The 13,607-nt window shown below is 72.2% G+C and carries 11 protein-coding genes and 1 pseudogene; 9 read left to right on the top strand and 3 right to left on the bottom strand.

Features of this window, described 5'->3' with window-relative positions:
- The first annotated feature begins 113 nt into the window (after positions 1-113).
- From ACGFQ9_RS06140 to ACGFQ9_RS06160, 5 genes are all read left to right on the top strand, one after another.
- Complete coding sequence (locus tag ACGFQ9_RS06140; protein WP_393571659.1) at positions 114-647, top strand: hypothetical protein; 534 nt, start codon at positions 114-116, stop codon at positions 645-647.
- A 570-nt stretch (positions 648-1,217) separates the two neighbouring features.
- The gene (gene panD, locus ACGFQ9_RS06145) at positions 1,218-1,637 is read left to right on the top strand and encodes an aspartate 1-decarboxylase (RefSeq protein WP_393571661.1); all 420 of its coding nucleotides are present in this window, start codon (positions 1,218-1,220) and stop codon (positions 1,635-1,637) included.
- Between the two features lie 100 nt (positions 1,638-1,737).
- Positions 1,738-2,076, top strand: a complete 339-nt coding sequence (locus tag ACGFQ9_RS06150; protein WP_393571662.1) for a GNAT family N-acetyltransferase — start codon at positions 1,738-1,740, stop codon at positions 2,074-2,076.
- The gene (locus ACGFQ9_RS06155; RefSeq protein ID WP_393571664.1) at positions 2,073-2,714 is read left to right on the top strand and encodes an aspartate/glutamate racemase family protein; all 642 of its coding nucleotides are present in this window, start codon (positions 2,073-2,075) and stop codon (positions 2,712-2,714) included. The genes ACGFQ9_RS06150 and ACGFQ9_RS06155 overlap by 4 nt, the downstream gene beginning before the upstream one ends.
- Before the next feature lie 432 nt (positions 2,715-3,146).
- Positions 3,147-4,448, top strand: coding sequence for a transglycosylase family protein (locus ACGFQ9_RS06160; RefSeq protein WP_393571666.1), 1,302 nt, complete (start codon positions 3,147-3,149; stop codon positions 4,446-4,448).
- Between the two features lie 249 nt (positions 4,449-4,697).
- Here ACGFQ9_RS06160 and ACGFQ9_RS06165 read toward each other — a convergent pair.
- Positions 4,698-5,405: pseudogene (locus tag ACGFQ9_RS06165) on the bottom strand (DMT family transporter); the annotation flags it as partial.
- Positions 5,406-5,628: 223 nt separating this feature from the next.
- On the opposite strand from ACGFQ9_RS06165, the gene ACGFQ9_RS06170 reads away from it, so the two are divergent.
- Complete coding sequence (locus tag ACGFQ9_RS06170; protein ID WP_393571668.1) at positions 5,629-7,110, top strand: SDR family NAD(P)-dependent oxidoreductase; 1,482 nt, start codon at positions 5,629-5,631, stop codon at positions 7,108-7,110.
- On the opposite strand, the gene ACGFQ9_RS06175 is transcribed toward ACGFQ9_RS06170, so the two are convergent.
- Positions 7,089-7,640: an HD domain-containing protein gene (locus ACGFQ9_RS06175; protein WP_393571885.1), complete on the bottom strand. Its 552-nt coding sequence runs from the start codon at positions 7,638-7,640 to the stop codon at positions 7,089-7,091. The genes ACGFQ9_RS06170 and ACGFQ9_RS06175 overlap by 22 nt on opposite strands.
- 338 nt (positions 7,641-7,978) lie before the next feature.
- On the opposite strand from ACGFQ9_RS06175, the gene ACGFQ9_RS06180 reads away from it, so the two are divergent.
- Entirely contained in the window at positions 7,979-8,155 is a 177-nt protein-coding gene (locus tag ACGFQ9_RS06180; RefSeq protein ID WP_393571670.1) for a hypothetical protein, read from the top strand.
- Between the two features lie 127 nt (positions 8,156-8,282).
- On the opposite strand, the gene ACGFQ9_RS06185 is transcribed toward ACGFQ9_RS06180, so the two are convergent.
- A complete protein-coding gene (locus tag ACGFQ9_RS06185; protein ID WP_393571672.1) occupies positions 8,283-9,776 on the bottom strand; it encodes a lipase maturation factor family protein in 1,494 nt (497 codons plus the stop codon).
- 226 nt (positions 9,777-10,002) lie between these two features.
- Between ACGFQ9_RS06185 and ACGFQ9_RS06190 the strand changes: the two genes are divergently transcribed.
- Together ACGFQ9_RS06190 and ACGFQ9_RS06195 are read left to right on the top strand one after the other, a co-directional pair.
- A complete protein-coding gene (locus ACGFQ9_RS06190) occupies positions 10,003-11,469 on the top strand; it encodes a DUF6777 domain-containing protein (RefSeq protein ID WP_393571674.1) in 1,467 nt (488 codons plus the stop codon).
- 7 nt (positions 11,470-11,476) lie between these two features.
- Positions 11,477-13,540 (top strand): SpoIIE family protein phosphatase, encoded by a 2,064-nt coding sequence (locus ACGFQ9_RS06195; protein ID WP_393571676.1) that lies wholly within the window; start codon positions 11,477-11,479, stop codon positions 13,538-13,540.
- Positions 13,541-13,607: the final 67 nt, after the last annotated feature.

The raw sequence follows: 13,607 nt of genomic DNA on the forward strand, positions 1-13,607 counted from the left end.
CTTGCCGTAGGACTTGTAGTGGTCGGAGTCGCCCCGCGAATGGACGATCCCGACGTTGGCCCCGGCGGTACGGCAGCTTCCAGGAGCCCAGGCGGATCTTTGATGGGGCGGATATGAATGACATGGCAGCGCCGCTCTGCATCGGGCGACGGCGCCGGCGAATACTGTCCTTCGCGTCGGGGGCCGTCCTGATACCTGCCGGGGTTTCAGCGTGCACACGCGCCCCCGAGCCGCTGCTCGCGGTGGAGGGCACCCCCACGGGCACGGTGCGCCTGCTCATGGCGCCGTGCCCGAACCTCGACGTCTACCAGGTTTCCGTTTTCCGCGATGAAGAGGGAGGTGAACTGGAAATGTGGGCGGCGACCAGCAAGCTGAGTCCGGGTTCGCCTGGGCAGGTGGAACTGCTTAGCGCTCCTGCAGGCTGGCAGATCTATGAGTCCACGCTGAAAGATCTCAGTCGTCCCGGCAAATATATCGCCGACATGAGTGGAGCCGTTGAGGGATCCAGTCTCGACGGCCGAGTCACCTTCACTGCTGAGGAACTGCAAGAGCTCAAGTCGGGCCAGGTGATCACCGGAATCCACGGTGGCAAGAAGGTGGACCGGGACAAGTTCATGAAGGTGGATCAGAAACGCTGCGACTCGTGAGACTTGGTGTCCGGCAGTTCGGACTCACCGGGCCTCCAGCAGCGCACGACTGGCGTGGCGGTCGGTTGCTCGCCGGATCCCAAGGGCTGCTTGCCGTGGAGAGGGCAGAACGGGGGACGGCGCGCGTGTGACGGAGGGCACACTTGGGGGCCGGTCGCTATGTTGCTCCGTCGCTCGGATCCGGTGATTGCCGTGGCGGTCCGAGGATGGCGTCAAATCCGGATGCGCGAGCCAGGGCCCCAGGGCTGACGCACCGCTGCGTGGGCAGCTGCCGTCGGTGTGTGCCGGCCGACGACCTGCCTCCGTGGATCCGGTCACAGTGACGGTGGTCCTGGACGGCGGCCGAAGGTCGTTGCGTAGGCTGGCGTCGTCGTCGTGGCGGGGGAGCGGGTGAGGTTGCTCAGCCCCTCCGAAGTCGGCTGACATGCGTCAGAAAAGTCAGCAATCGGTCGGCATCAGTCCTCGAAAATCTGGGGAAAGCTGACCGGGATTACGACTCGTTGTAGGGTAGGGAAACCGCACTTGACCTGCAAAAACGCAGGCAGGGAGCATAGATCCAGGAGTACCTCGATGATGCGCACCATGTTCAAGTCGAAGATCCACCGGGCCACCGTCACCCAGGCCGACCTGCACTACGTCGGTTCCGTGACCGTCGACGCCGAGCTGATGGAGGCGGCGGACCTGCTGCCCGGGGAGCTCGTGCACATCGTCGACATCACCAACGGTGCCCGGCTGGAGACGTACGTCATCGAGGGCGAGCGCGGTTCCGGGGTGATCGGGATCAACGGGGCCGCCGCCCACCTCGTGCACCCCGGTGACCTGGTCATCCTCATCTCCTACGCGCAGGTCGACGACGCTGAGGCGCGGGCCCTGAAGCCGTGTGTGGTGCACGTCGACGCGGACAACCGGATCATCGAGCTGGGCGCGGACATGGCCGCTCCCGTGCCGGGTACGGACCAGCTCCGCAGCCCGCACGCGGTGGGGGCCTGACCCGCGGCACCGCGCGGTACGACACGGAGCAGCACGGATCGACACGGATCGGATGGACTGACGCCGGCGTGTGGCCGGCGGTGACGACGGAGGGGTACGGGTGGCGATCGACATCAGGGACCGGCGGGAGGCCGGGCGGCTCGAGGCGTGGGACGGCGAGCAGCTCGCCGGGGTGATCGCCTACTTCGTCCTGGAGAAGGAGGCCCCCGGAGCGCTCGTCGCCGTGCACACCGTGGTCGAGCCCGGCCACGAGGGACGCGGCATCGCCGGGGACCTCGTGCGGACGTTCTACGGGATCGCCGCGGCCGAGGGCGTTCCGGTGGTGCCGCTCTGCCCGTACGCCGCCGCCTGGGCGGCCAAGCACCCCGAGGTCGCCCCGGCTCCGGCGCCGGAGCTGGTCGTGGCGGCCGAGGAGCAGCTGGCGGGCGGAACAGGGTGAACCGGAGCCTGACGCTGCTCCACACCTCGCTCCTGCACATCCCGGTCTTCGACGCCCTCCGCGACCGGGAGCACCCGGGGGCCGTGCTGCACCACGTGGTCCGGCCCGCCCTGCTCGCGCGAGCCCGGGCGGCGGGTCCGGAGGCCGTGGTGGACGAGCTGCGCGGGCTGCTCTGGGAGGCCGGCGCGTCCGGCGGGACCGTGCTGTGCACCTGCTCGACCGTCGGCGGGGCCGCGGAGGCCCTCGCGGGCGAGCTCGGGGTGGCCGTGCTGCGGGTGGACCGGCCGATGGCGGCCGAGGCCGTCCGGCTGGGGCCGCGGATCGTCGTCCTCGCGACGCTGGAGAGCACCGTCGGCCCCACCGTGGAGCTGATCCGGGAGGAGGCGCGCGCCGGCGGCCGGGAAGTGGCCGTCCGGACCGCCGTCGTGCCCGGCGCCTTCGACCGTTTCGAGGCCGGTGACCTGGACGGATCCCTCGCCCTGGTGACGGCGGCGGCCGATGCGTACACCCGGGCCGACACCGATGTGATCGTGCTGGCTCAGGTGTCCATGGCGGGCGCCGCCGCGCCGGCCGGCAGGTCCGTGCCGGTACTGGCCGGCCCCGCCCTGGGGCTGGCGGCCGCCCTCCGCATGGAGTGACCCGGCGGGCATACCGGGACGGGTCGGGGGAAGGTGGGGTGTATGGCACCGAAGCTGGACCAGACCGAACCTCCCCCCGAACCGGCACCGCCCTTCCCGGACCCCGAGCCGGTACCGCGGCCCGTGCCGCCGTCGCCACCGCCCTTCCCGGAGCCCGATCCGGTGCCCCCGCCCCCCGGGCCCGCGCCGATTCCGCAGCCCGGCCCCTGGAGCTGAGGGCGTCCGCACGGCCACCCGGGGCGGTCGCGCGTGCTGCGGCGCACCCCGGTGCGCCGGTCCTGCCGCCGGCCCCGCACCGGCACCCCGCACGTTGATCCACAACCAGCCGATCGGCAGTCAACTTCCGGTCGTGTGCGCCCGGTTGCGACCCTTGTCACGTCCGTGGCCCGACACTAGGTTGGGCCGTTACGGATGTCATCAAGGGGGGCTCCCATGGGTGAACGGGGCCGGCACCGCCGGTATCAGCCGAGCAACATCAACCGGGCCTCGCTGGCCGTCACCGCGGGTGGCGCCGGGCTCGCGCTGCCCTTCGTCGGAGCCGGCACCGCGCACGCCGCGTCCATGGACACCTGGAACAAGGTCGCGTCCTGCGAGTCCACGGGCAACTGGCACATCAACACCGGCAACGGCTACTACGGCGGGCTCCAGTTCAGCCAGAGCACCTGGCGCGCCTTCGGCGGCACCGCGTACGCGGCGCGCGCCGATCTGGCCACCAAGGACCAGCAGATAGCCGTCGCCGAGAAGGTGCTCCGGGGGCAGGGTCCGCAGGCCTGGCCGGTCTGCTCGAAGAAGGCCGGGCTCACCCGCGCCGGGCAGGCGCCCCGCACGGGCCCCGACACGAAGACCCAGGCGAAGACCGGGACGAAGTCCGGGCCCGGTACGGGGGCGAAGCCGGCCGACCGGCCCGTCCTGAGGTCGCAGCCGATCCCGAAGCAGCAGACCGCCTCGCCCCGGCCGACACAGACCTCGGTGCTCCCCAACCCCTACGTGGTCGCGCCCGGCGACTCCCTCTCCGCCATCGCGCAGCAGCAGCACGTGGAGGGCGGCTGGCAGGCGCTCTACGAGACCAACCGGGCCACCGTGGGCGGCGACCCGGACATGATCTTCCCGGGGCAGCGCCTCACCCTGCGGGTCACCACCGCGCCGCCCGCTCAGCGCCCCGCCCCTCCGAAGGCCGCCCCTCCGAAGGCCGCGCCTCCGAAGGCAGCACCCCCGAAGGCGGCACCCCCGAAGAGCGCGCCGGCCAAGCCGGCGCCGCCGAAGTCCGAGGACACCGCCAGGCCGGTGCCGGTCAAGAAGGACAAGAAGCCGGACACCCCCCAGCGGGCCACCGGCTACACCGCTCCCGTCGACGCGTCCGTCGGCACCTCCTACGGGGTGCCCGGCTCCTCCTGGTCCAGCGGGTACCACACCGGGATCGACTTCCCGGTGCCCACCGGCACGTCAGTCAAGTCCGTCGGGCCGGGCGAGGTCGTGTCCGCGGGCTGGGCCGGCGCCTACGGGTACCAGGTCGTGATCCGCCACGCCGACGGGAAGTTTTCCCAGTACGCGCATCTGTCGGCGCTTTCCGTCCAGAGCGGCCAGCAGGTCGGAGGCGGACAGCGCATCGGGCGCTCCGGGTCCACCGGCAACAGCACCGGGCCCCATCTGCACTTCGAGGTACGGACGGGCCCCGGGTACGGCTCGGACGTCAATCCGCTCCGGTACCTCCGCGGCCACGGCGTCAGCATCTGAGTCCAGGGCGGCCGAGAGCCCCAGCGCGTCCGAGAGCACCAGCGCGTCCGGGAGCTCCGGGCCGCCCTGGATCACCAGGCCACCCCCGGCCTCCAGGCCGTCGCGGACCACCGGTACGGATGACACCCGCGCGTGCGGCGGCACGGCCATCAGCATCAGCAGGCCGGCCGCCGCCAGCGCACCGCTCAGCAGTGCGGCCGTCGTACCCAGCGCCCCGTACCGGAATCCCTCGTCGAAGAGCGTGATGCCCACCGCGGCCGCCACCACCGGGTTCACCACGGTCAGCGTGGCCAGCGGAGCGGTCAGCCCGGCACCCCGGTAGGCCGCCTGCGACAGCATCAGCCCCGCCGCGGCCAGCACCGCGATCGACGCCATGTCCCGCCACTGCGCCAGCAGCGCGGTCGGATCGAAGCCCTCCGCCACCGACTTGGTGAACACCGAGGCCATGCCGAACGAGGCTCCGGCCGCCACGGCCAGCAGCACGCTCCGGGTCACCCTGCGCCGTACCGCCCGCGCCGCCAGGAACAGCACCGCCGCCCCCGCGCCCGTCACGGCCAGCAGCACCAGCTGCTCCGGCCCGCTCAGCGTCTGCGACCGCTGTTCCCCGCCGGTCAGGGCGAGGAGCCCGGCCAGACCCACCGTGGCGATCAGGGCGCCCCGCCAGGCGGCCGAACCGGCACGGCGCCCCACGAACACCGCCGCCAGCGGCAGTGCGAACACGATCGTCAGTGCCCCGAGCGGCTGCACCAGACTCAACGGCCCGAACGCCAGGGCCACCACGTGGAGCACCGCACCCACGCCGTTCAGCGCGACCGCCACCCACCACCCGGGCTGGCGCAGCGGCGCGTACGCGCGGTCGGGGTGGGCCAGGGCAACCTGCTCCTGGACGATCGCGCCGGCCGCGTAAGCCAGCGCCGACACCAGGCTGAGCAGTAACGACAGCGCGAGGGCACTCATGTATTTCAGAATGCCGCGTGATGATCCCCTATTCCTCCACCTGTGGTAGAAGATCGCTCATACTCCGGTCGTAGTACAGGACTAGTCCGCTCGCTCTCCGTCGCCGTCCGCCCGTGATGCGTCACTCACCGTCATCGGGTTTGGTTCCCGGGCTGCCCGATCCGTACAGTTCCCCTTTTGGGGACGTCCACAGGACACGAGTGATCGAGGAACGGCAGCGGCCATGACGGTGACCGAGACCGAAGACAACCAGGCGTACGGCCCGGGCATCGACCCCGAGCGACTGGCGGTCTGCCTCAGCGTGCTCGACGAGCTCGACAAGATCGAGGTCGACCACCCCGACGCGATCACCGTACGCCGCGCCACCGCCGGCATCTACCGGACGGTCAAGCAGCGCCGCCGCCAGGAGCGCCGCGCCTCCAAGACCGCCAACGACAAGGCGGTCACCGAAGCCACCGCGACCGGCTCCGCGCAGCGCATCGACGACGAGACCGAGGGCATCCTGCCCTCCTCGGTCACCGAGGAAGGGCGGATCGCCGGAATACTCCAGCGCCCGCGCTCCTGCTACGTCTGCAAGACGCGGTACGTCGAGGTCGACTACTTCTACCACCAGCTCTGCCAGCCCTGCGCCACCGAGAACCGGGCCAGGCGCGAGGCCCGCGCCGACCTCACCGGCAAGCGCGCGCTGCTCACCGGCGGCCGGGCCAAGATCGGCATGTACATCGCGCTGCGGCTGCTGCGCGACGGCGCCCACACCACGATCACCACCCGCTTCCCCAAGGACGCCATCCGCCGCTTCAAGGCGATGGAGGACTCGGCGGACTGGATGCACCGCCTGGAGGTCGTCGGCATAGACCTGCGCGACCCGGCCCAGGCCGTGGCGCTCGCCGACCAGGTGGCCGAGGCCGGCCCGCTGGACATCCTCATCAACAACGCGACGCAGACCGTGCGCCGCCTGCCCACCGCCTACGCCGCGCTGGTCGAGGGGGAGAGCGCCCCGCTGCCGGCCGGTGAGCTCCCCGCCCACCACGTCATCGGCGCCTTCAACTCGGGCTCGGTCGACGGTCTGGCCGCGCTGCCGGTCGGCGTGAGCGGGCTGGAGGCGCAGAAGGTCGCCGACCTCGCCCTGGTCGCGGGCAACGCGAGCCTCGAACGGCACATCGCGGGCACCGCCATCGACGCGGGCGGCCTGCTGCCGGACGTCGTCGACACCAACACCTGGGTGCAGACCATCGACCAGATCTCCCCGGTGGAGCTGCTCGAGACCCAGCTCTGCAACTACACCTCGCCGTTCATCCTGATCAGCGCACTCCGCCCGGCGATGGCCGAGGCCGCGCGGCGCGCGTCCAGCGGGCGCGCGTACATCGTCAACGTCTCCGCGATGGAAGGCGTGTTCAGCCGTGGCTACAAGGGTGCGGGGCACCCGAACACCAACGCCGCCAAGGCCGCGATGAACATGGTGACGCGGACCAGCGGCCAGGAGATGTTCCAGACCGACGGCATCCTGATGACCTCGGTCGACACCGGCTGGATCACCGACGAGCGACCGCACTTCGACAAGCTGCGCCTGGCCGAGGAGGGCTTCCACGCCCCGCTCGACCTGGTCGACGGCGCGGCCCGGGTCTACGACCCCGTGGTACGCGGCGAGCAGGGCGAGGACCTGTACGGCGTCTTCCTCAAGGACTACTCGCCGGCCAACTGGTAGGTCCCGTGACGGCGGGCGCGGGCGCGGGCCGCGACCAGGTGGAGGACCTCGCGCCAGTCCTCCATCACGCCCGCGTCCAGGCCGACGACCTTCCCCGCGTCGTCGGCCTGCCGGAGGATCACGGCGGCCTCCGCCTCAGGGTCCGAGACGAACGCCCGTAGCTCGGCCGCGCTCATCGGCCCGCCCTGCGTCCGCATCGTCAGGGCGCTCTGCGGGGACAGCGCCCGCCCCGGCTCCACCGTCGCCAGGTACCGCTTCGCCGGAACGTGCAGTTCCACCAGTCGCGCCACGCGGGCCCCGAGCAGCGGCCGCACCGCCGCCGCCCCGGCCTCCGCATGACCGGCGTCATCACCCGGACGGAGCAGATGGCCGAGGTCGTGTACCAGGCCCGCCACCTGGAGCTCCTTGTCCGCCGGATGGGACCGCCGCAGCAGGGCGGCCGTCTGCAGCCCGTGGTCGTGCAGATCCACCGGATCGCCGCTCCGGTCGGGCGTGTCCCAGGCTCCCCGGCACGCGTGGAGCAGCTCCATCAGCTCCTCGACACCACGGATCCCGCAGGTCTCCGTCACCACGTATTCCCTCCGTCGTCCCGGCACGACCGATCACAACTGCTCCCCGAGCAGACCAGCTTCGGTCGACACGCCGACGTACGAGGTGCTGAACTCCTGGAGAAGACAAGCAGTCCAGAGCGGATTTTACTTTCCCGTTGAGCGGAACCCCGCTCAAATGTGTACGCTGAGGCACACGGACGGCCCCACCAGGGCCACGCTCCGTATCCAGAACGACGGCGCCACCGCGACCGGATTGCCCTCTTCTCCCTGCCCGGTGCGGTACGCCCGCCGGGTTTCGCGACACGAAGGAGTGCGCGGTGACACGAGATCTGAAGAAGAAGCACGAGCAGGGCCTGGCCGAGGGTCCGGAGCGGCGGCCCACCCGCTCCGATGAGCTGGGCAGCCTGGAGGTGTGGGCCCGGTCCGCACCGATCCGGCTGGCGGGGTACGAGGACGACCTGGCAGAGCCGCACATCCTGCCGGGCATCGACTGACCCGCCCGGCAGCACCACGACCGTCGCCCCCGGGCCGCCAGGCCCGGGGGCGACGCACGCCTCCGCACCCGCCCGCGCGCCGGTTTTCCCGGCCCGTACGATCACATCGGCCGGCTGCCCCGGTGGCTCACCCGGATGGCCGAGGCAGGTCCGGTCCCCGCCTCCCGGTCGTACGACTTGCCGATCCGGACGACTCCGCCACCGGAACCGCGAGACGGGTGGGCGGCAGGTACTCGCGCACCAGCCGGCGGTGCCACCACGCACCCGTCCCGCGCAGCTCCTGCCAGGTGGTGAACCGGTACCGGTACAGCCGGGCCCGGACGAACACCGGCGGAGCGTCCGGGAACGGGTTGTGCCGGAGGAGCCGCAGGGTGTCCCGGTCGCCCACCAGCAGCCGTTCCACGAACGGCCCGAACCAGTCACGCGCATAGCCCGGGGACAGCGCGGCGAACCACATCAGCCAGTCCAGCCGCAGGTGGTACGGCGCGAACTGGCGCGGCATCCTGCGCACGTCCCCCGGCTTCCCCTTGAAGCCGTACTCCCGCCAGTCCCCGTCCGCCCGCGGCACGTGCTCCGAGGTCCCCTCCACCACCACCTCGTCCCGGATCCGGCCCACCGTGCCGAACGCCCCGTACGTGTTCACCAGGTGCAGCGCGTCGAAGGACCGGTTCATCACCTGGCGCCGGGACAGCATGTTCCGCACCGGATGCCGGCTCAGGACGAGCACCAGCACGGTCGCCGCGCACACGAGCACCGCGAACCAGACCGGTGCAGAGCGGTACGCCGCGGCCGGCGGCGCACCGGTGAGCCCGGTGAAGTCCACCGCGGACACGGCGATCGTGATCGTGATCCAGTTCAGCCAGGCGAAATTGCCCGACACCACCAGCCACAGCTGGGTGGCGATGATCACCCCGGCCGCCACCGAGGCCACCGGCTGCGGTGTGAACAGAAGGACCGGGACCCCGAGTTGGGTCACGTGGTTCGCCGCGCACTCCACCTTGTGCAGCGGCCTCGGCAGGTGGTGGAAGAACCAGCTCAGCGGCCCCGGCATCGGCTGCGTCTCGTGGTGGTGGTAGAGGCAGGTCAGCTGCCGCCAGCAGGGATCCCCGCGCATCTTGATCAGGCCCGCGCCGAACTCCACCCGGAACACCAGCCAGCGCAGCAGGAACAGCACCAGCACCGGCGGGCCGACCTCCGCGTTCCCCAGGAACACCGCCAGGAAACCCGTCTCCAGCAGCAGCGACTCCCAGCCGAACGCGTACCAGGTCTGCCCGACGTTCACGATGGACAGGTAGAGCAGCCACAGCACCAGCCACATCGCCATCGCACAGCCCAGCGGCACCACATCGCCCGCCCCGGCCACGAGCGCGGCCGCCAGCAGCGCGCCGCCCCACGCACCGGCCGCGAAGAACCGGTCGGAATAGCGCCACTGGAACAGGCTGGGGGCCCGGCGGAACGGCACGTACCGCACGTAGTCCGGCACCGGCAGCATCCCGCGCGAGCCGATCAGCGCCCGGAACTGCAGCGCCGCCGCGACGAAGGCGACGAGGTAGAGCCCTGCCAGGGCCCGCTGGAAGACCAGCCGGCCCAGCCAGTACCCGGGCGCCGTGAACCAGTCCATCACCTCCAGTATCGGCCCGGCCCCGGCCGCCCGGCACCACCCGGCGGAACCCCAGGGGGGTGTCCGGCCGCTCCCGGGGGCCCGGCCGGGGGCCGCCGGGCACCCCCGGGTTTCGGCCGGTCGGGGGGAGTAGCGCGGGGTGGGAGCAACGGGCGGCGGATCCCGCTTGCGACACCCCCGGGCATACGTCAGACAGGAGGGAGTATCCGGGGAAAGGAAGATCCACGTGAGGCCGAACCACGTGCCGCACCAGCACCACGTGCCGCACCCCGTGCACGGACCGACACCTCGTCAGGCGCCGCGCCGCCACGCGGCGGCCGGCGCCGCCCTCCTCGCGCTGCTCGGCCTGCTCGCCGCGGGCTGCAGCGGCTCGGAGGAGAGCCCGGCCCCGCAGGCGGAGAGCCAGGAACTCTTCCTGCAGCCGGTCGGCGCGGCCGAACCCGACCCGTTCACCCAGTCCACCGCCACCGGCGAGTCCGCCCCGCTGCAGCCGCCGGTCCCCAACCCGACCGGCCAGGGCATCCGCACGATCGGCGGCGCCACACCCGGCCTCTACGGCGGCACCTCGCGGCTGGGCAGCTGCGACATCGAACAGCAGGTCAGGGCCATCACCGACGAGAAGTCCAAGGGCAAGGCCAAGGCCTTCGCCGAGGCCACCGGCATCGAAACGGACCGGATCCCGGAGTACCTGCGCGCCCTCACCCCCGTGGTGCTGCGCGCCGACACCCGGGTGACCAGCCACGGCTTCCGCGACGGCAAGGCGCATGCCTTCCAGTCGGTGCTGCAGGCCGGGACCGCCGTCCTGGTGGACGCGCACGGCATGCCGCGGGTCCGGTGCTCCTGCGGCAACCCGCTCGCCTCGCCGCGCGCCGCCAAGGGGGCACCGGCACCGCAGGGCCGGCCCTGGTCCGGTTACCACCCGAACCAGGTCATCGTCATCGAGCCGACCGCACACGCCCTCGACAAGCTGGTGATCGCCAACCTCGCCGACAACACCTGGATCGAGCGGCGCACCGGCGACGACGGCGCCCAGGACCGGGCCCCGCAGGTGATGCCCCCGTACAACCCGGCGGACGGCATTCCGGCCGGCGCCCCGGCACCCGCCCCGGCCGGCACCGCGGAAGCCGCCTGTACGCCGGGCGAGCCGGACTGCACCGCGTCCGTACCGATCCCGCCGGGCGGGCAGACCCGGCCGATCGACCCCGGGCCGCTCCCGCCGCCGAACGCCCGGCCCGCCCGCCCCCAGGAGCAGCAGCAGGGCGGTGACCCGTGGCAGCAGGGCTCGACCGGTGCCGGCAGCGCCGGAGCGGACCTCTACTACGACCCGAACGCGCCGGAGAGCCAGCAGGGCCAGGTACTGCCCGAGGACCAGCTGCTCCAGCCCGACCAGCAGCTCCTTCCGGAGGAGCAGCTCCTTCCGGAGGAGCAGCTCCAGCCGGACCAGCAGTTCGCGCCGGACGGACAGCTCCCGCAGGAACAGCCGGAGCAACCGGGCCGGCCGGATCAGCTGGATCAACTCGATCAACTGGATCAACTGGAGCAGCCGGGCCAGCTGCAGGAGCAGGGGCAGCAGGGGCAGCAGGATCCGTACGCGGTCCCGGACGAGGGCCTCACCGCGGATCAGCCGGGTCAGCAGGATCAGCCGGATCAGGCAGTCCAGGCAGACCAGGGACTGCAGCTGGAGAGCGCCTGAACCGCCCGTGTGTCATGGTGGACCGGTGCCGACCACCGTATCCGTGCCGGATGACTGGCCCGCACACCCGGACCGGTCCCTCGCGCTGAACCGGATGGGCAGCTTCGACTGGGACCTGGCCACCGGGTACATGCACATGGACGTGCCGGCACTCGACGTCTTCGACACGGCCGCCGCCGACTACGACGGCCGGCCGGAGTCGCTCGCCCCGCGCGTCCCGCCGGCCGAGTCGGTCCGGCTCGACGCGCTGGTGTCCAGCGCGCTCAAGAGCGGGGCCGAGAGCTACGGCGCGTACTTCCGGATCCGCTGCCGTGACGGAGAGCTGCGCTGGACCCACACCCAGGGCAGGGTGCTGCGCGACGGGGAGGGCCGCCCGTACCGGATCATCGGCATCGTCCGGGACGCCACCGAGGAGCTGAACCACTCCGCCGAACGCCTCGGCCTGGACGAGGAGCGCCGCCGCCAGACCTCCGTCGTCGAGGCCACCACGGCCGCCCTGGCCCACGCCCGCACCGTGCAGGACGTCATCGATGCGCTCAGCGACGCGCACGGCCTGGAGCGGCTCGGTTCCATGGGCATGGTCATGGGGCTGGTCGAGGCGGGACGGATCCACCTGGTCGCCGAGGGCCCGCAGGGCAGCTTTGTCCCCGGGACCCGGTTCACCCGCATCGACGAGGAATATCCGATGAGCGAGGTGGTCCGCTCCCTCCAGCCGAAGTTCATCCAGTCCCCGGCGGAGTTCGCCGACGGCTACCCCTACCTCTGGTCGAAGATCACCCACATGGACATCTCGGCGGCCGCCTACCTGCCGCTGATCGCCCAGGCCCGGCCCATCGGCGCCATCGGCCTGCTCTACCAGGACAAGGACGGCTTCACCCAGGAGGAGCGGAACCTGCTGGTCGCCCTGGGCAGCAGCATCGCGCAGAGCCTGCAGCGCGCCATGCTGCTGGAGCAGGAGCACGACATCGCGGAGGGGCTGCAGCAGGCCATGCTGCCGCGCCGGATCCCCGACGTGCCCGGCGCGCAGATCGAGGTCCGCTACCGCTCCGCCCGGATGGGCCGGGACATCGGCGGGGACTGGTACGACGTGATCCCGCTGCCCGGCGGGCGCGTCGGCGCCGTCATCGGCGACGTCCAGGGCCACGACACGCACGCCTCCGCCGTCATGGGCCAGCTGCGCATCGTGCTCCGCGCCTACGCCACCGAGGGGCACTCCCCGGCGACGGTGATGGCCCGCGCCTCGGCGTTCCTGCACGAGCTCGACACGGACCGCTTCGCGACCTGCACCTACGCCGAGGCCGACCTGGACACCGGCGTGCTGCAGCTGGTCCGGGCCGGGCACATCGACCCGCTGGTCCGCACCCGGGACGGGGACTGCCGGCGGCTCCCGGTGGAGGGCGGCATGCCGCTGGGCCTCTCCTCCGAGTTCGGCCGCCTGGAGTACCCGGTGACCACGGTCGAGCTGGATCCCGGGGAGACGCTCCTGCTGTGCACGGACGGCCTGGTCGAACAGCCCGGTGCCGACCTCGACGACGGCATCCGGCTGCTGACCGGCATGGTCCGGTCCCTGCCGGGGGACCTGAGGCGGCTGGCGGACCGGCTGTGCGAGCTCGTCGACGAGCGGGGCGGGGACGACGACATGGCGCTGTTGCTGCTGCGCCGCGAGGTCCCGGAGTCCGAGCAGGGCGGCGGCCGCCTGCAGCAGCACGTCGCGCAGAACGACCCGGAGGCCCTGGTCTCGGCCCGTCACATGATCGGCGCGGCGGTACGGGCCTGGGGTGCGCGGGAGCGCTCCGACGAGATCGAGCTGGTGGCCGACGAGCTGATCGTCAACGCGCTGATGCACACGGACGGTCCGGCCATCGTCACGCTCCGCGTGCTGGCCGGGCCGGAGCGGCGGCTCCGGGTGGAGGTCGAGGACCGTTCCAGCGCCCTGCCCCGGCGCCGGGAGGCGGGCGAGTCGGGTGTCTCGGGACGGGGGCTGATGCTGGTGGACCGGCTGGCGGACGTATGGGGCGTGGAGCCGCGCGGCGGCGGCAAGTGCGTCTGGTGCGAGTTCGCCATGACCTGAGCCCCGCCCCGCCCCCGGCGCGCGGCCGGCTCCGGATGGCGGTCCGTGCGGGGCGGCGGCAGGCTGG

It is taken from the genome of Streptomyces sp. NPDC048603 (assembly GCF_043199475.1).
Classification (GTDB): domain Bacteria; phylum Actinomycetota; class Actinomycetes; order Streptomycetales; family Streptomycetaceae; genus Streptomyces.